Origin of the sequence: Indolivaga macrotermitis (assembly GCF_900128985.1) — a bacterium.
In the GTDB taxonomy this organism is placed as follows: domain Bacteria; phylum Bacteroidota; class Bacteroidia; order Bacteroidales; family Dysgonomonadaceae; genus Dysgonomonas_A; species Dysgonomonas_A macrotermitis.
In genome coordinates this window covers 64528-85960 of the sequence record NZ_FQUC01000011.1, presented here as the reverse complement: position 1 = coordinate 85960, position 21433 = coordinate 64528, and the positions used below count along the sequence as shown (strand labels likewise).

At 37.2% G+C, this 21433-nt stretch carries 22 protein-coding genes; 10 read left to right on the top strand and 12 right to left on the bottom strand.

Annotated features, from left to right (window positions below):
* Positions 1 to 111: 111 nt before the first annotated feature.
* Genes BUC12_RS14025 through BUC12_RS14015 form a run of 3 tightly spaced genes read right to left on the bottom strand, consistent with a single transcriptional unit; the run spans position 112 to position 3480 of the window.
* A complete protein-coding gene (locus BUC12_RS14025; protein WP_139262066.1) occupies positions 112 to 1896 on the bottom strand; it encodes a hypothetical protein in 1785 nt (594 codons plus the stop codon).
* Between the two features lie 36 nt (positions 1897 to 1932).
* Entirely contained in the window at positions 1933 to 2589 is a 657-nt protein-coding gene (locus BUC12_RS14020) for a hypothetical protein (RefSeq protein WP_062178985.1), read from the bottom strand.
* A gap of 48 nt (positions 2590 to 2637) precedes the next feature.
* Entirely contained in the window at positions 2638 to 3480 is an 843-nt protein-coding gene (locus BUC12_RS14015) for a mechanosensitive ion channel family protein (RefSeq protein WP_070808575.1), read from the bottom strand.
* Positions 3481 to 3908: 428 nt separating this feature from the next.
* Here BUC12_RS14015 and BUC12_RS14010 point away from each other — a divergent pair, with 428 nt between their 5' ends.
* Positions 3909 to 5567 (top strand): AMP-binding protein, encoded by a 1659-nt coding sequence (locus BUC12_RS14010; RefSeq protein ID WP_062178990.1) that lies wholly within the window; start codon positions 3909 to 3911, stop codon positions 5565 to 5567.
* Positions 5568 to 5640: 73 nt separating this feature from the next.
* Here the strand turns inward: BUC12_RS14010 and BUC12_RS14005 are convergent, their stop codons facing one another.
* The 4 genes from BUC12_RS14005 to BUC12_RS13990 all read right to left on the bottom strand — a co-directional run bounded on the left by BUC12_RS14005 (position 5641) and on the right by BUC12_RS13990 (position 9053).
* Positions 5641 to 6021, bottom strand: coding sequence for a VOC family protein (locus BUC12_RS14005; protein ID WP_062178993.1), 381 nt, complete (start codon positions 6019 to 6021; stop codon positions 5641 to 5643).
* Positions 6022 to 6111: 90 nt separating this feature from the next.
* A complete protein-coding gene (locus BUC12_RS14000) occupies positions 6112 to 6837 on the bottom strand; it encodes an MBL fold metallo-hydrolase (protein WP_062178996.1) in 726 nt (241 codons plus the stop codon).
* Positions 6838 to 6934: 97 nt separating this feature from the next.
* Positions 6935 to 7735, bottom strand: coding sequence for a cysteine hydrolase family protein (locus tag BUC12_RS13995; protein ID WP_062179001.1), 801 nt, complete (start codon positions 7733 to 7735; stop codon positions 6935 to 6937).
* 541 nt (positions 7736 to 8276) lie between these two features.
* Positions 8277 to 9053, bottom strand: coding sequence for an XRE family transcriptional regulator (locus BUC12_RS13990; protein ID WP_062179004.1), 777 nt, complete (start codon positions 9051 to 9053; stop codon positions 8277 to 8279).
* A gap of 187 nt (positions 9054 to 9240) precedes the next feature.
* Between BUC12_RS13990 and BUC12_RS20095 the strand changes: the two genes are divergently transcribed.
* From BUC12_RS20095 to BUC12_RS13980, 3 genes are all read left to right on the top strand, one after another.
* Entirely contained in the window at positions 9241 to 9399 is a 159-nt protein-coding gene (locus BUC12_RS20095; RefSeq protein WP_157257515.1) for a hypothetical protein, read from the top strand.
* 59 nt (positions 9400 to 9458) lie between these two features.
* Entirely contained in the window at positions 9459 to 9698 is a 240-nt protein-coding gene (locus BUC12_RS13985; protein ID WP_062179006.1) for a hypothetical protein, read from the top strand.
* An 82-nt stretch (positions 9699 to 9780) separates the two neighbouring features.
* On the top strand, positions 9781 to 10404 hold the full coding sequence (locus BUC12_RS13980) for a hypothetical protein (protein ID WP_062179009.1): 624 nt from the start codon (positions 9781 to 9783) through the stop codon (positions 10402 to 10404).
* Between the two features lie 46 nt (positions 10405 to 10450).
* On the opposite strand, the gene BUC12_RS13975 is transcribed toward BUC12_RS13980, so the two are convergent.
* Positions 10451 to 10972, bottom strand: a complete 522-nt coding sequence (locus BUC12_RS13975; protein WP_062179012.1) for a C40 family peptidase — start codon at positions 10970 to 10972, stop codon at positions 10451 to 10453.
* Positions 10973 to 11328: 356 nt separating this feature from the next.
* Here BUC12_RS13975 and BUC12_RS13970 point away from each other — a divergent pair, with 356 nt between their 5' ends.
* The 4 genes from BUC12_RS13970 (at position 11329) to BUC12_RS13955 (ending at position 16656) form a co-directional block, all read left to right on the top strand.
* On the top strand, positions 11329 to 14289 hold the full coding sequence (locus BUC12_RS13970) for a tetratricopeptide repeat protein (protein ID WP_062179015.1): 2961 nt from the start codon (positions 11329 to 11331) through the stop codon (positions 14287 to 14289).
* A gap of 190 nt (positions 14290 to 14479) precedes the next feature.
* Positions 14480 to 15421, top strand: a complete 942-nt coding sequence (locus BUC12_RS13965) for a DUF5106 domain-containing protein (protein WP_062179018.1) — start codon at positions 14480 to 14482, stop codon at positions 15419 to 15421.
* Positions 15422 to 15533: 112 nt separating this feature from the next.
* Positions 15534 to 16070, top strand: coding sequence for a hypothetical protein (locus tag BUC12_RS13960; RefSeq protein WP_062179021.1), 537 nt, complete (start codon positions 15534 to 15536; stop codon positions 16068 to 16070).
* A 76-nt stretch (positions 16071 to 16146) separates the two neighbouring features.
* Positions 16147 to 16656, top strand: a complete 510-nt coding sequence (locus tag BUC12_RS13955) for a DUF2867 domain-containing protein (protein ID WP_082141896.1) — start codon at positions 16147 to 16149, stop codon at positions 16654 to 16656.
* A 26-nt stretch (positions 16657 to 16682) separates the two neighbouring features.
* Here the strand turns inward: BUC12_RS13955 and BUC12_RS13950 are convergent, their stop codons facing one another.
* The 3 genes from BUC12_RS13950 to BUC12_RS13940 all read right to left on the bottom strand — a co-directional run bounded on the left by BUC12_RS13950 (position 16683) and on the right by BUC12_RS13940 (position 18836).
* Positions 16683 to 17204 carry a terminase small subunit gene (locus BUC12_RS13950; protein WP_139262064.1) on the bottom strand — a complete coding sequence of 174 codons (522 nt, stop codon included), beginning with the start codon at positions 17202 to 17204 and terminating at the stop codon, positions 16683 to 16685.
* Positions 17205 to 17285: 81 nt separating this feature from the next.
* Positions 17286 to 18437, bottom strand: coding sequence for a M56 family metallopeptidase (locus BUC12_RS13945; protein ID WP_062179032.1), 1152 nt, complete (start codon positions 18435 to 18437; stop codon positions 17286 to 17288).
* A gap of 6 nt (positions 18438 to 18443) precedes the next feature.
* Positions 18444 to 18836 carry a BlaI/MecI/CopY family transcriptional regulator gene (locus tag BUC12_RS13940; protein WP_062179035.1) on the bottom strand — a complete coding sequence of 131 codons (393 nt, stop codon included), beginning with the start codon at positions 18834 to 18836 and terminating at the stop codon, positions 18444 to 18446.
* A 304-nt stretch (positions 18837 to 19140) separates the two neighbouring features.
* Between BUC12_RS13940 and BUC12_RS13935 the strand changes: the two genes are divergently transcribed.
* Both BUC12_RS13935 and BUC12_RS13930 read left to right on the top strand, forming a co-directional pair.
* Complete coding sequence (locus BUC12_RS13935; RefSeq protein WP_062179039.1) at positions 19141 to 19791, top strand: hypothetical protein; 651 nt, start codon at positions 19141 to 19143, stop codon at positions 19789 to 19791.
* 235 nt (positions 19792 to 20026) lie between these two features.
* Positions 20027 to 20368: a nitrous oxide-stimulated promoter family protein gene (locus BUC12_RS13930; protein ID WP_073357319.1), complete on the top strand. Its 342-nt coding sequence runs from the start codon at positions 20027 to 20029 to the stop codon at positions 20366 to 20368.
* 14 nt (positions 20369 to 20382) lie between these two features.
* Here the strand turns inward: BUC12_RS13930 and BUC12_RS13925 are convergent, their stop codons facing one another.
* Positions 20383 to 21369, bottom strand: coding sequence for a tetratricopeptide repeat protein (locus BUC12_RS13925; RefSeq protein WP_062179044.1), 987 nt, complete (start codon positions 21367 to 21369; stop codon positions 20383 to 20385).
* Positions 21370 to 21433 lie beyond the last annotated feature (64 nt).

The following is a 21433-nucleotide window of genomic DNA, read 5'->3' as shown; positions in this document are numbered from 1 at the left end:
AATTTTTGAAAAAACACATAACTATCTCAATTAAAAGATAATGACAAAGGGTTGACTTATATCGAGTCAACCCTTTATTATTATTTAGTTATCACTAGAATTAAAACCTATTTAACGCCAGCCGATCAAGCGGAACGAATCAACCATAGAGTCATACTCAGGCTTCCAGAACGAATACTCACTATCGGAACATGTTAAAACAATAGTCGTCTGCGAATTATCCGTAAAAATATGAGTAGTAGCTATATGCTTAGGCTCAGCCCCATCTATTTGCTGAGTATAATAATATGAAATATGGCGGCATCCGTTTTTCTGTTCTATTTCAAAAGAATCCCAGTTTACCAGCTTATAATTAGTACTCAAAAGATTACGTTCTACCGACGCCCTGAACTCTTTCTCTATAACATCTGAGCTTACCGAATCGGAATCGTTCAAACGAGTAAAATCCCCATTTCGATCTGTTATTGTTATACTTCCAAAGTCTGCTAATTGCAATGGATCATTTTCATTGAAACTCTTCTTTAGAAACAGACGTGTAGGCCTGAATTTTTCGTAATCTATCGAATCGCCTAACTTCTTTTTCGACTCATTATCGACCAGCTTCACGAATGGAATATCACTCCGCTCTTCTAATCCGGCCGGATAAACAATAGTTCCTCTACCCGGTATCGCTTGTAGGCGTTCGTATGAACCAAGTATAGTATCATATATATCATTCCACTTAGCTGCTACACCTTCAGGAGCCGAGACCGTCATCTGTACCTGCATAGTTTTATCGAAAATATAGGCAGCACGAATATCATTAGCTTCTTTTCCCTCCATTTTTTGTTGGTAGGAGTAACGAAGCATCGGAAGCCCTTTTATCTCATCAACAGTAAAATCTCCCCATCGGGTTATCTTATATGCTGTTGAATCTATATTACTCTGTACATTCGCCTTTATCCTCTCTTTAAGCACGTCTATTTTTAGCGAATCTTTATCCAATACCCGATCATAAAATTCGGGTACGACATTAATCGATATATTTCCAAAGGGGTCAACTTTTGTTGTATCCGTTATCTCGAAATTCCTATCGAGGAACAATAATCCCGGACGGAATTTCTCATAATCTATCGAATCGCCCAATATCTTTTTAAATTCATCATCAACCAGATATTTAAAAGGAACATCCTTACGTTCGGCTACTGTGGTCGGATAATACAGGGTTGCAATATCTGCGATATTTATCGAACGGGCAAATGTCGGCACCATGGAATTGTAATATGTAAGCCATTTCTTATAATCTTTTTTAGGAGCCGATAATGTAATCTGCAACTGCACATCCGAATCGTAAAGGTAAGTAGATATATTATTCGTTACATCTTTCCCATTCAATACCTGTTCATACGAATAGGCTATAGAAAACAAGCCATTGATCCGATTAAACGCAAACGGTTCCCATTTCTTTATTGTAAAGCTTGTACCTTCCAGATTAGCCTGAACATCCTGCCGGATATTATTTTCCAATGTCTCTTTTTGAACTTGACTCAATTCTTTCGGAAACCTGTAAGTTCCAGACATAACTGTTACTGTAATATACGGAAATTGAACTCTCTTCTGTCCGGAAACAGGAGCTTGGAATCCTTTTTCGAAGAAAATAAGTGCCGGACGAAATTTCTCATAATCGACTGTATCCCCCAGCATTTTCTGATACTCTTCATCAACCAGTAATTTAAAAGGGATATCGCTTCTCTCTTCTATCGCTGATGGATATTCGAGTACCCCCATATTTAAAACGTTAATTCTCTGCATCAACAGTTTATCATCTTTACCTTTGGCTTCTGCTGTCAGGGTACAAACTTGCGAAAACAGTAGCGATACCAATAGTAAAAGCAATTTTACTTTATTCTGCATCATTTTTTATCTGTATAAATTCAATAATTAGTGTTCGAGTTATTTTATTACTACGGTATTTACCATCTGATTATAAAGAGCCAGCCAATGATCAAAATTCTGCGGAGAACTTGTCAGCAGAATTTCAAATTGCCGGTTATTCTTAAATAGATATGTCATATGTAGCTTTGTAGTTTTTCCGGTCACTGTATCTGTCTGGGAATATTCGTATCTGAAAGCTTTAGCCCCATTGATCTCTGTAACAGGATACGATTTCCAGTTCTCTATCCGGTAAGTAGTTTTTGATGTATTCTGCTCAATTGCAGTTCTCACATTTTCCGAAATCTGGCGTATCATATCTTCTGACAATGCATTTGCATCAAATCCATTAATTTCATTCGCATTCATTACGATGTTCGAAAAATCTTTTAACTGCTCCGAATCATTCGCGTCAAAACCTCTCTCTAAAAAGATTTTATGGGGACGGAAAGACTCATAATCAATTGTATCCGGTAATGATTTCTTATATTCAGGATCAATCAGTTTTTCAAACGGAATATCCGTTCGCTCTTCTAATTCTGAAGGATACTTCAATTCTACTATTCCCTTTACTTCTATCGGAATTGTTGCGGTTTCCTGTAAACTTAATTTATGCAATTGTACTAACCCGACAATGACAAGTGCGAATACTATGACAAAAATGACATTTCTTCTCATGATGTTATTTTTAAATACGTTCTTTAATTTATCCCTAATTCATATTGATTATTCAGCCATCCGCACCAATAGCGAAGACGGCGCATATATTCCGTTCTCTGTTAAAGTTTTATATATACTTTCATTCAAACCGACATTCACATCCCCATAATCGGAAGTTTGTACCCAAACACGCAGAGTAATATCAAAATTTCCATTATTAATAAGTGTCACACCGACAAAGGGCTGTGGTACTTTCAGTATTTTATCGTTACGCTTGATTATGCCATCCAAAATAACTTTCAAATCTTCGGCACTGTTTCCGTAATTAATATTCAAAGTAATATCAATCCGTCTCTGAGGCTGAGCTGTTATATTAACAATAGTCCCGGTCGAAAGTGGGCCGTTCGGTAAATAGATAGTCCTGTTATCTCCGGTAAGCAATACGGTATAAAGTATCCCTATCTCTTTGACTACTCCCTCAACACCTTGGGCATTTATTGAGTCATTAAGTCTGAATGGTTTATTCAAAAGAATCATTACTCCGCCCGCAAAGTTAGATAAATTATCTTTCATAGCCATACCTACAGCCAAACCTGCAGCAGCCAGTATTGCAGCAAAAGAAGTCGTTTCAATCCCCAGAATACCTATTATAATAAGTGCGAGCACCAATTTGAGCAGGGCATCGACCATATTATTAACAAATGAAAGAACAGCTCCTTCCACCCGTTTACGCTCGAGAATACGTGCTATCAGTTTTTTCAGTAGTTTAACAACCCATATCCCTATAAAATAAATAATTACAGCGAAAATTATACGTTCTCCCAAGCTTGCCAGCTTAGTTAGAAGTGTATGTAAAATTGTGTTTAGAGTTGATAAATCAACTTCATCTGCAGCTTGTAACAATACCATATTTATCATATGTAAGATTATTGATCGAGTCTAAAGTATCCATATTCTTTAACAGCAAAGATACTATAAAAAAAGGATACTGAATTTAGTTAATTACCAGACAACCTGTCATTCTAGATATTTTTTCTTAAAATTATTTAGATTTTGTTTAAAACAAAGTCAAGTATATAATATCCAAAACAATATCGATCAAATACAATTTTCATTCACGAAAGGTTCAAATCGATTACATACTTAAGTATCTGTTTGCAAAACTAATTATTGTAAGTATATTTGTATAAGTGATTTTATTAGCATTATCAACCCACAAGAAGCCTCATCAGGCAGGTTGACAATGCAATAAACAAACTATTTACTCTACACTACTGTTATTTAAGAATATACGAGAGAAGTAAAACTGTTAGGCAAAAAGAAAAACATATAAAATTATGGAAAACGACATAAAAAACCGTTTTTTGGGACTAATCGAAGAAGGTATTCGCAATAACTGGGACAGGCCTGTTTTCAGTGATTACGATGGTAATACGATGCTATACAAAGACTTTGGCGCACGTATTGCTCAGCTGCACATTATTTTCGATACTCTCAAATTAGAGAAAGGAGACAAAGTGGCACTCTGCGGACGTAATTGTACCAATTGGGCTGTTACTTTTTTTGCAGCGATGTCTTATGGCACCGTTGTCACCACTATCCTGCACGACTTCGATGGCGAAAGTATCCAGAACATTGTAAACCATTGCGACGCCAAAGTATTCTTTGCCGGTGAACACGTATGGGAGAAAGTCGATCCCCTAAAAATACCCAAAGTAGAAACCATTATCGTTATCGATGATTTTTCCATCGCTAAATCATACACCGAAGACCTCAACAGGGTAATGAATGAGATAGATATTGAATTCGAGAAAAAGTACCCTAATGGTTTTACCGTCAATGACCTGAAATTCCATACCGAGGCACCCGAAGAACTTGCCCTCATCAACTATACATCAGGGACTACGAGCCAGCCCAAAGGAGTAATGATTCCTTACCGCAGCCTGTGGTCGAACACACAGTTCGCAATAGAAAATATCCAATTTGTAAAGCAGGGAGACGGTATTGTATCAATGCTGCCTATGGCTCACATGTACGGACTGGCTTTCGAGATACTACTCTCTGTCGCCAAAGGATGCCATATACACTTTCTGACACGCCTTCCGTCGCCTCAGATTATAATGAATGCGTTTGCAAAGGTTAAACCAACCCTCATTATAGCTGTACCTCTCATTATCGAAAAAATTATAACCTCCAAAGTTTTGCCGGAGTTACAGAAACAACCGACTAAAACTCTTCTGAAAATTCCATTTATCAAAGATAAAATATACGCCAAAGTAAGGGAAAAACTGCTTACTGTCTTCGGAGGACAGGCAGTCGAAATCGTAGTAGGCGGTGCAGCTCTGGATACAGAAGTAGGTAATTTTCTGAAATTGATTAAATTTCCATATACTGTCGGATACGGGATGACCGAATGCGGGCCTCTTATCGCATACGATTACTGGGAAACATACCGGACGGCATCATGCGGTAAAACTGTAGACCGGATGGAAGTGAAAGTAGACTCGGATGATCCGGTCAACGTGGTCGGCGAACTTATAGTAAAAGGTATGAACACAATGCTTGGCTACTATAAAAACGACGAAGCAACCGAAGCAGTACTCAGTCCCGACGGATGGCTACGCACCGGCGACCTTGTAACTCAGGATACAGACGGATACATATATATAAAAGGACGGAGCAAAACAATGATACTTGGACCTTCGGGACAGAATATCTACCCGGAAGAAATAGAACAACTGCTTAATAATGTGCATTTCGTAGGAGAATCTCTTGCTGTTGAACGGGATGGAAAAATACACGCTCTTATATATCCCGATCAGGAAGTATTGAAACTCCACCCCAACAATCGTTCAATAGACGAAACGATGAAACTGGAAATAGCCGAAGTAAATAAACGGCTACCTAAATATTGTCAAATAGCAGGATTCACGATCCGTGACGAAGAATTTGAGAAAACACCTAAACGCAGTATCAAACGGTTCTTATACAAATGAGAACATCGGTGAACATAAATAAAAAAGAGAAGCTAAAATAAGCTTCTCTTTTTTTGTATTCAGAGCGAACCGATCATTTAATTTCGGGCAATACTTCGATCCAGTAATCATCCGGATCACTTATAAAATAAAGCCCCATCGAATGGTTCTCGAAACAAACACAATTCATCTCTTTGTGATATTTACGGATCTCGTCATAATCGCCTGCTACACGAAAACAAAGGTGGCTTTCGTTTTCCCCCAGTTCATAAGCCTGGGAATGGTCTTTCAACCAAGTCAGTTCCAGAAGAAACGGGCTCACCCCATCTGATAAATACACAAGAATAAAAGATCCATCAGACGCTGATTTACGGCGTGCTTCTTTTAACCCTAAAGCCTTTTCATAGAATTGAATACTTCGATCTAAATCTGTAACATTTATATTAAAGTGATCGAATTTAGCTTTGATTTGCATAATGATTGATATTTTTGTTAAGTTATGTAACCACGCGAATGCACGTACAAAAATAGCAGTTTAAATTTATTTTTGCACCCTACCCTCGGCTTATACTTCTCCGGTATATATTTCTCCTCTTTTACGAGGAATAAAAGCCTCTGCTCCAAACTTTGCTGCAACTTTTTCTAATGCTGCCGCCTTTTCGTATTCCATATCAAAGTGCATAGGAGCTATCAACCTTGTTTCTATTTTAGACAGAAATTGTTCGGCTCCTTTCAGATAATCTTTTCCCAAACGAGGGTCAACAGGAAACATAGCCAACCCTACATGTGGTGTCGAATCCGAGATATGATTCAGCTCCTTCATATAGAAATCTTCGGCTTCTTCTATTTCTTTATCAGTTGATTCTTCATTCCAATGCCAGTTATTGAGGTCTCCGGCATGGAATAATACATTTGTTCCCCGGATGATTTTAAACGATATCCCCAAATCGGTAGATCCGTAAGCGTGAACAGTAATCAAATCATCGTTATAGATATCATCTTTCGACATGAAGTAAATATCCTCTGTATCACCTTCCAGTAAAGAGCGTAAATCTTCCGAAAAGATATACCTGATATCGCTGCGCTGTTCTTTCCACTTCAATATCTCCGGATTAAAATGATCATGATGACCATGCGACACCAGTACATACAAAGGATATGGACGGTGCAAGATACGATCGTGAATCACTCCCTGCGATTCATTAATAGAATCTTTGTAATAATCTATTATCATCGTAAAGTTAGCCGCCTCTATCGTATAGCAGCTATGATAAATGTAGGTAAGCCTCATAGCGATTCTTTTTTTTATATCAATCAAAACAATATACTATTGCAGCATCAATAACAGGCGGCAATATACATAGAACCGGACAGACTTAAGTCTTCGCTTATTTCAGTTCGGTTGCCTTAAATTCGGTTGTAGTCATAAAGCGGACTCCCTGCTCGGCAATTTCACTGAAACGCACCATTACCTTCATATTGTTAGGATCTATCCACGACATACAATCCGCCAGCACTATTGTACGGGGGGCAATATCAGGTTCGGCCTCAACCATATCTACCAATGAGTTAATGACACAAAAGTCTGCTGCCTCACCCATAACCAGAATCCGATCGAACGAATTCAATTTATTCAACAACTTCGTATTAAACTTTGTTTCCTCACAATCGGGAAATTCCACCGCAGCCTTAAATATACTGTAATGTTCAGTTGCCTGATGGCCTCCCTTAAAGAATAGCTCGTATTTACGATTGTAAAGCACCGACCATGCATGAAGCGCCTTGTATAAAGACTCATTCAATGCCCATCCGCTACTACCTGCAATACAATGTGCAGGCCATATCGTACATACTTGCTTGTTTTTCTCTAACTGAATAAGATAGTCTAGTGCTATATCTTTATTGAACAAAGGCCTCCACTGACCTTGCTCAACATCCTGAGCTGTGATAACCGTAAACAGTGCAGGAGGATATCCTTCGGGGTCGCTCCAATAACATTGATTGGCAATATGTATTGGCTGATGCGAATCGAGGCTCAGTGCAACATAGTCAATTGCCTGACCGCATTCTTCCATAAAGGCATACATACGCCATACATCGTTTTCGGCTCCCGGCACATATAGTCGACCTGTTGGTCGGGTAAAGTCATTTTGTATGTCTATACCGAGAATTGCTGTGTTTTTCTTCATTTTCAATATTCAAATTATATACAAAAGTCTTCATATTTAAGTACAAATACTTTTCGGGTAAAGAAAGTCAGTATAGCTAGATTTATATTAATAATACTACTTCCGAAACATTGATAATAAACGATCTATAGTTTAAAGGATATAAATTTAGATGAAGTTCGTTTCCCACTTATATTTTAACAAAATATAAGCATAACAAGGATCGGCTTCACTAAATATTATTAATAAATAAAAATAATAAATACGGATAAATAAGACACAATTCCAAAATTCATATATTCGTTACAAATATAGTTATTATACTTTATTAGAGCATTAACCTTTCAAAGAAAAGAAATCATTTGTTGTTTTAGATTTCTATGCGAATAACTAGTGTTCTATTCTATGTAAAAAGCACCCTATCTTTCTGAAATGGGTGCTTTTATCACAAATATAACTATTTTATCGACTAAACAAATATCTTTCCACAAAAGATCCTGGCAGTACCTTAAATTCTTAACATATAGTTTTGTAATTGATAATCGAAGACAGAGTCTGATTGTTAAAATTGATTTGATTGACGAGCTACAATATTGCATAATTGCCGCACATCATTCAGGCTTACCGTAAAATCGGCATACTCGGGAGATACATTCAGCGAATGACATGTTATCTCACACCGCTCAAGGTTCTGTGCCACAATCTGCTTACAGACAATGGTAGAATCTAATGCTATAATCCAGAAAGGAAATTCTTCATTATGCAACTTATCCCTCCAATAATCGGGAGATAATTCGCGGGCGAGAACAATATCTTTATCACTCAGGCTTCGCTTAGAACCATCATCCATACTATCTCCTTTGATTTCAAATGCGAAATAACGCCCTAAACCTATTTTATCGACTATAAACTCGACTTCTTCAAGATCGTTAACAAACTCAGCATCACGATACTCGTCTACGTATTTAGCATAAGCTTTTACAGGCACCATAGGTACGCGCATACGAAAGCGCCCGTTAGGCATCTCAAAATATTTAACACCCGAACTGTTAACAAAATATGGCTCCTGATCATCATTCAAAAGCATTTGTGAAGCATCTTTTCTTTCCGGGTCAAGCTGGCGCCGTATGCTCCCCTTACCTGTTAAAAGCCAATCGGGATTAATATTCGGTTCAGCGTTCATCACTCGATCTATCAACCCGAATTTCGGTTCAGTCGCTCCTTTTATACAGTCATTCAGAGTAGTTTGGGCAATGCCTGCGAACTCGGCATAAGCCCTTACAGACTTACCACTTTGATCAACTATCATCTTAATCCGTTCGTTTATAGAACCTTTCATAACATCTTATTTAGAAACATTTCTAAATATTCGATAAATCGAACATTTAATTAAAAAAACACTTGCGCATGTTCGGTTTTTCGAATATATTTGTATTATCAAACATGACAAAGATAAGAAAATAAATATAAAAACAAAAATAACAAACGAAATATCGAATATCAAAATAGAACTAAACACAACACTTATGACAACCGAAGAAATTCTCTGGAATGCAGCTTTTGAGAATGAAAGCACCCCGATTGACAACTTATACGATTACAATGAAGAACAAGCAATGGAACGCTATTACGAAGACAAGGAGCTTTTCGAACGGTATGCCGAATATTTCAGGCATGCAAGCTAAAAGACAGACTCTCTATTCTTACACAAACAAAAAACTTTACATCAAAAAAAACATTTAACATGAAAAAAAGACGAGATTACACCACATTTGACGAACAAAGAGCTATCCGCAAAGCACAAAAATTAATAGACCGGATCAATAAACGCCCTAAAAAACTAAAATCAGTCCGGCTCGATGCATCAACTATTGTACAGATTAGAGCAGATCATCCTGATGCAGATATTATAATAAAGCGGATACAGAATATCAGAAGAAACCTAGCTCCGGTAGAACAAATCGAATATGGGCAATATGCTTGATTCTTAAAGTAATGGACAAGTTAACACGTATTATCCATCAAATACAAATCAGACATACACAAACAGTTAAAACATAAATATTATGAGATTAGGAAACAGCGGAGCCAATAACAAAGGAAAAAAGTACATCAAAATAAATCAGGATTCCATCGCAACGCCCGAAAACCAAACAAAAGCAGACAATTTTGCCACTTGGTTCGGAGTATGGTATAGCCGGATACAAACAGAACTGATACGCAAAGATACCTATGACGAAGATATCCTTAATGACACCTTTATGCGAATATTCGATAAAATCCGGTTCGGAGGCCTTGAGATAAGCGATTACAAAGCCTATTTTCACAGAGCATTCTTTACCAACTTTATGCAGAAAGTATTTATTGACACACAAGGTACAATGATTTCGATCGACAGTCACGACGAAATAGATAATACTGAAAGTGACGAAGAGTTAATCCGGTTTAAATCGGTTCTCGAACAAGACATTTTCCACTACGTTTACCAACGATACCCCGTTCAGGAGTTTGAATTATTTAAAATGTATGTCAGACTAAAACCTGCGGTAAACTACTCAGAGCTGTCAAAATTAACAAACATTACGGTATCAGACATATCTGCTACTATTTCTAAAATCCGGCGGGACATACGCCGTCAACGCGATTTTCGCAACCGCCGTCAATATACATTAAGATGTTCTGAGTATTAATTAACTAAGTACAAGCCGGATAATATCTGTCAGAGGAGTTGTCCGGCTATTTCACTCGGCCTCCTTTTTGCCAGGTCCGCTTATAATATTCTTCATCGAGACTACTGACAATCACGCCTTTCGAAGTTGAAGCATGAATAAAATAACCATCTTTTAAGAAAATGCCCACATGATCTATTTTTTTAGATTTACGGGCTGTTCTGAAAAACACAAGATCTCCGGTTTTCAAACTGCCTTTACCAACCTTATGTACATTGTTTTTTGCCTGACCATCAGACGAACGGTCTAATTTTTTACCATACACTTTTTGGAATACTTGTCCTACAAATCCGGAACAATCAGTACCCGACTTCGAATTACCACCATACCGGTAAGGTGTACCCAACCAAAAAGACGACTCTACATACAATGGCATATTAGGGTCATCATTACTGATCGGCACATTTAACTTTCTCGACAAGTCCCTGACTTCCGAAGGGTTATAGAGTACTTTACGGCTTCCACAGGAAGTTGTAGCCAGAATCGTTAAAATCAACAATAAGAATAAAACGACTTTTTCTTTTCTCATATTTTGATATTTTTTATCTCTCAGAGATAGAATTAGTTCAAACCACTATACAATATCAGTATAGAAGAATATGTATCAGACAGGTTATTCTTGACTATACAAATATAGTTTATACCAAGATACAATTCACTTTTTTAAAACAAAAAACGACATCTGTTAATATTTTTGCTATTTTTGTCCTCATTAACAGGGATAAAAGGCGAAAGCTAAATATTTTTGATAAAAACAACACATCAAAAAACGGAGTATAACAAATGATACATCTATTATTAATACTCAAAACAGCACCAAGCCTTTATATTATATTGAAATAAAACACCCAATATTAATATATTAAATATTAGAAAGCTATAATTATGGCTAATGAACACTCAAAAAAGAATTCTCGGTTTATCAGCTTCGGATGGTTTACCTGCATCCTCATTATTATAACAATAATAGCAGGAGGAATTAGTTACCTGAATACTAAGAACATAGTTGAAAGGGCAGAGCAGAACAATAAGGAAACTCGTGAATTATTAGGTCTGCTAAATGATAATAGCCAATATGTAGTTGCTAACGATCAGGTAGGACGCCAATACATAGACAGCATAAACACAGCCAAAAACGAAAAAGCCCAAAGAGCTGAAGACCTTATCATTAAACAAGCATCTGCTAAATTGGTCGAGTATACCGATACTCTGGTTAAAACAGCAAATAATACAATTAACCTGCTATTCGTATGGGCAGCTATATTGGTTCTGTTAACCATCATCTTCTTATTCCTTGTATTTATCGAACTAAAAGACCGGATGAAAGCTGTCGAAGAAACTTTATTTGAGATAGCCGTCAAAAATGATGAAATAGATATCAAGAAAAAAGAGATAGAAACTCACAAGCAAGAAATAGATGCCCGCAAAGACGAAATAGATGCCAAGTCTCAAGAGATAGATGCCAAAACCCAGGAAATAGATAATAAGCGTCTGGAAATAGAAAATGCCCTAGGCAAAGTAGAGACAACCCTATCTAAAGTAGAAAAGATCGGAGAGGACATTAAAGAAGATGCACGTACATCTACATACAACTTCGATATCCAGAATGCACTTAACAAACCGGACAGTACCGCCAAAATTTCGGCTCTTGAAGAACTTGTTGTTAAAATAGAAGGCGATGACGTTGTTGAGCCGGACACAAAAAGCACCCTACTCTATCAGGCATATTTTTATCTGGCACAGGCATATAATACAAGCAACGATACATCCAAAGCTATTGACATGTATACCAAACTGATCAATATCAATGGCAATCAGCCTCAGGTATATAATAATAGAGGAAGTGTATACACCAGTTGTCAAAAATACGATAAGGCAATCGAAGACTATGGCAAAGCAATTGCCCTTAACCCGTCGTTTGCCGATGCATATTACAACAGAGGTATAGCATATATCAGCAAAGGCATGAATGATAATGCAATTGAAAACTATACACAAGCTATAAAAATCAACCCGGCATATGCCGAAGCATATTTCAACCGGGGTGCAGCATACGCAGATAAAGGCAACAACGAACGGGCAATCGAAAACTATAACGAAGCGATCCGTTACAACCTCAATGATGCTTTAACTTATTATAGCAGAGGTATAGCATATAACAATAAAGGACAATTTGAGCGTGCTATCGAAGATTATAGCAAAGCGATTGAATTAGATCCCGAATATTGCCACGCATATTACAACCGGGCTAATTCGTACTTCAACACAGGAAACTTTGATAAAGCTTTGGTTGACTATGATAAAGTACTAAAAATGAATCCGTATGATGCTAAAGCATACTTCAGCAGAGGATTGATCTATAGTGGCAAGAACTTATATAATGAGGCTATCGAAAATTATGAAGCAACTTTACGTATCAAACCTAACAATATCAAAGCATACCTCAACAGAGGTTTAGCTTATCTGGCACTAGGCGAATTACGTAAAGCAGTAGAGGATTTCGACAATACATTACGCTTTAATCCGAATGATCTGGAAGCCCATTTCAACCGTGGACTGGCATTTGCAAAACTTGGTGAGGCTGATAAAGCTATCACAGACTTTAACGCGACATTAATCATCGATCCGGACCATACACAGGCAATCCTTCAACGAGGATTAGTATATTTCCACCAAAAAGAATACGACCGTGCTTTAGACAACTTCAACACAGTATTGCGACTTGACCCCGATAATACAGAAGTATATAATATGCGGGGTAGCATACTTATACAACGTAAAGAAATAGACAAGGCACTTGCCGACTTTAACCATAGCATAAGCCTCGACCCATATAATGCAAATACATATGTAGAAAGAGGAAACGCCTATCTGGCTAAAGAATTATATGAAGAAGCTATATCCGATTATGATAAAGCAAATGAACTTCAACCGGAGAGTGCCCCTTTATTCAATAAAGCATCAGCATACTTCTATATCGGCGATTACGATGTCGCAATCGATTATCTGAGCAATGAACTTATCAATAATCCGGATAATACAGAAGCTTATTTTCAACGTGGCGTAGCATATTATATGCAAGACCAATACAATGAAACAATAGCTGATCTGGATAAAGTACTAGAAGAGGATAACGAGAACACCGAAGCGTTAAAATACAGAGCAGAAGCCTATTTCAGAACAAAACAATTTGAAAAAGCACTCGCTGATTATCAAAAACTATCTGAAAACTCAAATAATGAACCTCAAGCCCTTCTTAACATGGCAACAGCCTGTTTTGAATTAGGTAATTATGAAGATTCGATAAACTACTTCGAGCAGATACCTCAGTACATGCCTGATAATGCCGAAGCTTATTTCAAATGCGGACAGGCATATGCTTACCTGAAAAATTACGAAGATGCTATCCGCCAATTTGACAAGGCAATAGATATAGATTCGCAAAATGCAGAGGTATTCTTACACAGAGGTAATGCCAGAACAAACCGCCACGAATTTGAACTGGCGATAAAGGATTATACACAAGCTATAAACCTAAACCCGATGCTGGCCGAAACATATTTCAACAGAGCTAATATCTTCTATAACCATAACAAACACAATACGGCAATAGAGGATTATAGCAAAGCGATTGAAATAAATCCGAACTACTCAAAGGCTTACTTCAACAGAGGTCTTTCGTATAAGATAACTGAACAATATCAAAAAGGTATCGACGATTTTGTGAAAGTGATGTCTCTTGATCCTAATAATGAAAGGCTGATAGAGAAAGCACAAAAACAACTTGATATCATTACCAAATTGATGAAAGTAAGCAGTGGACAAAATGATAATCTTGAAGAATAAATATATTTTACCTTTATAGATCGACCTTTCTGAAAACAGGATTACCCCAACGGATAATCCTGTTTTTCTTTTGGAGAGAGGAAAATGAGGAAGTTTAATCTAGATTTCACAAAAGAATCCCTTATATTTGTTCCCTTCCAGAAAGCGGTTATTCCGACAATTTAGAGTTTACGGTCAGACAATATATAATATGAATTACAGAAAAATCCGGATGGCAATATTTGCCATTTTCATCACATTATGCACAGCTTCTGTTCAAGCACAGGTACAAATAAGGCTGCCCTACCCCAAATTCGAACGCCCTTCGGTTCCCGATAATTTGACTCAAGAAGCGGAAATAAACGATTGGATGGCAAAGCATTACTGGGATAAATTTAATTTTCTGAATACAGAAAACCTCAAAAATCCGGAATTAACGTTCCCTATAATTACAAATTATATAGGACAACTCAATACTATCCCCAACTCAATGGCAAGCATATACTTAAAAGAAACTTTGCAAAAAGCAAAGACGAACGAAGAAGTATATGATCATATGGCCAATGCCTTCAATGATATACTCGGAAATACGAGGTCTCCGTATCGTAATGACGAATATCTTATTGCTGTTTTAGAAGACCTGCTGTCTGTTAAGAACCTGTCCGAAACAGACAAAAACCGATATGAACTAAGTTTAACAATGGCAAAGAAAAACCGTGTCGACTCTATAGCCACTAATATCGGATTTATTGACACTTCAAGTAAATCGGACTCACTCCACAGTATCAAAGCAGAAATTATCCTCCTCATGTTTTATAGTCCCGGCTGTCATGCATGTGAAATAGCAGAAGCCCGTTTGAAACAATCGGAAATCATTAACAATTGGTTAGACTCCGGAGACCTCAAAGTTCTTGCCTATGCACCGGAGGCGAATGAAGAAGATTGGAAAAAATACCAATCGCACATCCCCGATAGCTGGATCAATGGATATGACCCCGACCAGAGTGTATGGAATCAGCGGTTGTATGACATTCAGGGATTTCCAACCATATACTTACTGGATGAAAACAAGCGGGTAATCTTAAAAGATGTGGGTATCAATGATGTTGAGAAATACCTAATGCAGTTGGCTATGTCACTACCCGGTATGTAACATGCCTAATAACGTAAATACTTATGTATAGATAGATTTTGATATTTTTTCTTACCTTTAGCAAAAAGATAGATTTTTATTCAATACAATATCTAAATTAAACCTGACAATCATGAATTTTTTACGAAGTACGTTAATACTAGTTTTAGCGGTTTCATTCGCCGCTTGCGGAGGCCCTAAAAAAGAAACACCCCAGCCTGTTGAGGATACAGCTGCCGACAGCCTGAAAGTTGCTGCCGGAAGTTACAGAAATGATGCTTTATCATATTCTATAACATACCCCAAAGATTTATTAACAATGCAGGAAAGCACAGATCCGGCAGGCGAACAAGTATTTGCTCCCGCCAAAGGTCCTGCACGTTTGCGTATCTATTCAGACAAACGGATAGACAAAAAAACAGGAAAAGAATTAACATTCAATGAAGCTTTTGAACAGGATGCAGCCGAAACAAAAGGTCGTCAGGTCATTCAGCGCTCACTTAATCCGACAAACTATATTATTGCCGGAGTTGAAAACGATAAAGTAATATTTTACCAGAAAACTTTGATGAAGAATAATTCATTGGTTACAGCAAAACTTACCTATACAAAAGAAGAGAAAAAAGCATTCGACGCCATTATAGCATCTATGTTTGGCTCATTCAAATAAGAAAATATTTCAACCTTATAAATAAAGCCCGATACTTATTGGTTGATCGGGCTTTAATATTTATAAAAGATCAGTAATGATGAAGATAATACAAACACCTATACCTGATGATTCACTGATTCGCAACTATTTTCCTGCAGATTATAGCGACTCATTCCAATGTACATTCGAATCGGATAAAGACATCACGCCTGATGACCTTTTAGTTGCATTCTGGACAAAAAGTCCCGAATGGATAGGTGCATTATTTAAGATCCGCAACAACTTAGTTAAACTTGTTGGCTTAAAAGGCGACAAAACAGATTCTCAGGAAATAGAAGATTGCATCCGAAACAACATAGATACAGATCTGTTTAAAGTTGTACTAAAGTCGGAGAATGAAACTATTATCCGGCTGTCAGACAAGCATCTGGATGCCTACTTATCAGCATACATCAAAAATTCGGGTAAGGAAAAAACCGTTTCTCTTATTACAACCGTACAGATGCATAATCTGTTGGGACACATATATTTCTATTCTATCTGCCCTTTTCATAAGATTGTGGTAAAAGGGATGATAAAGCATACTATAAACCAAATAAGATAAATGGAGTGCTTATTATAAAAGTACTCTTATGCAGACAAGCGTTCCTTAAGCAGCAATAATTGTTCTTTAGCCTGAGGATCTATCACCTCTATGTGGAAAACTGTATTATTGCGATCCGTTAGCGATCCTTCATCCTCTATTTCGCCTAATAGCCGGGATACAATGCTTGTATTAAATATCCCGGAAACAGCCCCCTCCAGTAATTGAGTATGGATTATATCCTCTATACGGGCAATTATTTCCAATATATTACTATCTCCTTTCTTCTTAAACTCTTTCAGATAACAACTGCTACATCCGATGTATAAGCAAAAGCCTTTCAATGAGTAAGGTCTGCGAAGTGGCACATCAATAATACGCCCACACTCCTGCCCTGACTTCACTGCTTCAGGTTTCGATAAAGGATGTTTATCACACCACGCAAAATATTCGTATGCCGCCTCTATTAATAATTGGGGTGAAGCAAGAATAACATTTGCCTCATACTTACTTTTTATTTTCCATAACTGGGTTCCTTTCGGTATAGTCATTTTCTTATAGTTATTCATTTTGTTAATTATACTTTCTATATAGATAAAAAAAGACCGGAGAAATTTTTCCGGTCTTTTCTGAACAAATGATGTTTTCAATTACTTTTTCTTCAGAGTGATAATAATTACTCCATTCTTGCCTCTATCTCCATAGACTGCGACCGACGATTCGTCTTTCAGAACTTCAATTCTATCAATAGTATCAGGCAGAATATTATTCATTTCACTATAACTAACCACCTTTCCATCAACAATCACTAATGGCTGATTCTGTCCCGATTGCTCTTTCCCTTCCGAATCCTTATTTCCTGATTTGTTTTTATCTTCAACAGGCGAGATTCTAAACTGTGGAACTTTTTCGGTCGAATCAGCAACAGATACTACTTCGTCTGTATTAGCGTCATATACATAACGCGGTGTGGCAGATACCCAGAAGAATAATCCCAATAAAGGAAGTACAGTCAACACAGCCGACCGTTTCCATAATGCACTTTTTTCTTTTTTAATCATAGCTAAACGATTAGATTTGTTTAATAAACTGAATGAATTGGCAAAAGAAAACACCGGGCCCTGTAATCTCTGGTTAACCAATACTGCACGATACAACGCAGGAGAGACTCCTTGTGCTATGACAGCATTATCCGCCTGAAATTCGTGATTCTCTTTTATAGATGATACATATAACCAAACAACCGGATTGAACCATTGCAACAATAATGCGCATTCGCTGCAAACAAGATCTATCCAATGCTTTTTGTCGATATGTACTATTTCGTGTTTCAGAATAAGCTCTTTCTCTATTCCCGACAGCCTGCTTGTATTCAACACAATACAGTTGAACACTGTAAATGGTGAGTTTACAGACTCTTCTTCTATTACTTTATATTTACCGGACATAAGCCGCTCACCTTTACCCAGTAAATTAATGAGATAATAATACGATCTCAGATTTCGTAAGAATAATACCACAATTCCGGCGATATAAATAATTCCGGCTATCAACCAATAAGAAAACGGATTTCCGGCCGGAGAGCCTGATCCTGTATCAGGCTGTGATACAATATTAGCGCTTAATACCACGTCATAAGTAATGACAAAACAAGGCAGGACAAACGATAAGACCAAACCTATAACGAGGTACAGCCGGTTGAATGCATAAAAAGTTATATTACTTAACAAAAACCGGTATACCATCCAAAAAAGGCTGAGGCATATACCCGAATAAATTATATGTATAAGAAAGTCTTTCATAGAAGATCACTTTTTATTAAGTTTTTCCTTTTCTTCGTCTGTCAATGTCTGGCGTGCTTCTTCCAGCAAAGCATCCATTTCTTCAACCGATAGATTTGCCTCCTTTGCAAAAAACGATGCCAATGCAGAGAATGACCCGTTGAAATAATTCTTTATAAAACCAAACAATTGCCCCTTAGAATAAGATTCTTTGGTTACTACAGGCGAATATATGTTGATTCTGCCGGATGTATGATGTTTCACAAATTCTTTCGATTCCAGAATATTTAAAACCGTAGCAATAGTTGTACGGGCAGGTTTGCTTTCTCCTTCAAACTCTTTTAGTATATCTTGTACTGTACCTTCGCCTAAAGTCCACAAGATATGCATCACCTGTTCTTCTGCTTTTGTTAACTGCATTGCCTTATATTTTGACTGTAATTATTTCTCTCAGCAAACATATGTCTATTTTTTTAGACAACAAAATATTTTCGTCTATTTTTTTAGACAAAATATAAAAACTCCACTTTTTAGGCACCAATAATGTTAAAATAATTACGAATTTATTCTGTGATTTATAATGAATTTACATCTAAACAAAAGCGATCCAGCGAAAAACAAGCAGACTTCGGAAATATTAAAGAGTGTAAAAAGATTAAACCTATAACTTCCACCCTAGTCTAAAGAACTATAAACAATATATGAATAATAAAAACGAGAAATTATGAAAAAAATATTTATAGCATTAACATTATTTGCCACAGTATCATTCGGAGCATTTGCAGGTCCAAGAAAAGGTAGAATGAATCCTGACTTCAATAGAGTGCCGATGAAAGAGCTTAACCTCACTGAAGAGCAAAAAGCAAAAGTAGAATCTGTAAATAAAGATTTCAGAGCAAAAGCAGAAGCTTTACGTAACGACAGCTCTCTGACCAAAGAAAAAAGATCGGAACAACGCCGCGAACTGGCAAAGAACCGCCAGACAGAATTACAGGCTCTGCTTACTCCCGAACAGCAAAGTAAGATGAAAGAGCTGAAAGAAAAAAGAATGCAACGGAACGATAGAAACGACAGAGCATCTAAGCAGAGAAATCAAAGAAGAATGTCTCAAAAGCAACGCAATCCGATGCAGAAATTAAACCTGAGCGCTGAACAACAAGAAAAAATACAGGCCATCAATAAAGACTATAGAACAAAACAAGATGCCTTGAACAAATCGAAATTCGATGATATAAAATCGGTATTGACACCCGAACAGCAGTTAATGCTGGACGCGAGCAAGAAACAATCAATGGATAAAAAACATTTCTCAAGCAGAGGTAAAGGAGGTAAACGTTCTCCACAACAGGCTCCTAATGAGAAAGAGACAAAATAACAACTCACTCAAATTCAATATTCTTATTTTTGAGATCCGAGCATTATTTCCTATAATATCTATTGCACCTAATAAGATACTCGGTTTAAGATGATTAGTTACAGAAGCATGGTGCAATTCAATTCAAAGAGGTTTTGAGTGATTCAAAGCCTCTTTTCCTTCTTCACCAGTCTAAGAGATTTCTTATTTTTGTATTTTAGTAAATCGCCAAAGGCTATAAAAATATTCAATAATTATGAATGAAGGAGATAAAAGGACTGTGAGTAAGATGATAGAAATATATTGTAAGAAAAAACATCATACGCACAATTCGTTATGTCCGGACTGTTCAAATCTCCGTCTATATGCTTATCAAAGGCTTGACAGATGCCACTTCGGAGAAAATAAGCCTCTATGCCAGAGTTGTCCAATTCACTGCTACCATCCCGACATGCGAGCACGAATACAGGGAGTAATGAAGTTTTCAGGGCCCCGTATGATATTTTATGCACCAATGCTAACTTTCAGGCACCTCTTAGGAATATTAAAACCCAGAAAGGCCTTGATCTCCCGTGAAAAGAGGAAGCAAGATTTATAAATCCGGCAGTGTATTTAGTTCATATTCATCTTATTTATAATTTCCTCAACCTGCTGGCGATTAGTCTCATCCAAGGTTTTACATTTTTCAAGATCGGCTAAAGCTTTATCCTTCTCTCCTTTTGCAACATAAGCCTGCCCTCTTCCATAGTAGAACAGCGAAGCTTGTGGCTCATGCTCTATAGCAATAGTATACGAATCGATGGCTTCTTCGATATTACCCGATTCCAGTAAAGCATTTGCCCGTATATAATAGTATTTACCTTCAGACGGATTTATTTCTATAGCTTCATCACAATCTGCTATAACCTTAGCATAATCTTTATTAAGGAAATGTACATTAGCACGACCATAAAACAATTCCGGATCGAACGGTTCCAAGTCTATAGCTTCGTCATAGTCAGATAATGCTTTCTCCGGTTCCCCGTTAGCAAGATAGGCAGCCGCCCTTCCTGCAATATTAACTGCACTGTAAGGATTTATCTCAATAGCTTTATCGTAGTTTGCAATAGCCTCGTCCAAGACACCCATACGCAGGTAAGTAGCACCCAAGTGACAATACAGGTCAGCATTGTCCGGTTCCATCACGATAGCCCGTTTATAGTCTATCACAGCTTTCTGAAATTCTTCTAAATTCCGATAAGCGCTTGCGCGTCCTAAATAAGCGTAAGCACTGTCTCCGCTTATATCTATGGTTCTGCTATAATATTCAATTGCTTTTTCGTTATCTCCAAGCATAGCGAATACAAAGCCTCCGTTCTGAAAATAGTCAGCCTGCTCAATCTGAGACAGGTTATCTATATCAGATAGGTCATCTTCTAACTTATCCGCTAATAACCTGAACGCTTGTTTTTGCTCCTCTTCGGTCGACATCCACATGGCCTCCTGTACAGCTTTGGTTAACTCCGATATATAAACCGGCTGTACTTCTAATTCTTCTTGTTCTTCATTCTTCTTACCGAAAAAAGAGAATATCTTATTCAATCCTTTATTGTTACTCATAAAACTATTTCAAATACTTTTTGCGTAAATTACAAAACAGAGCAAAAATAGATAAAATCGAGCT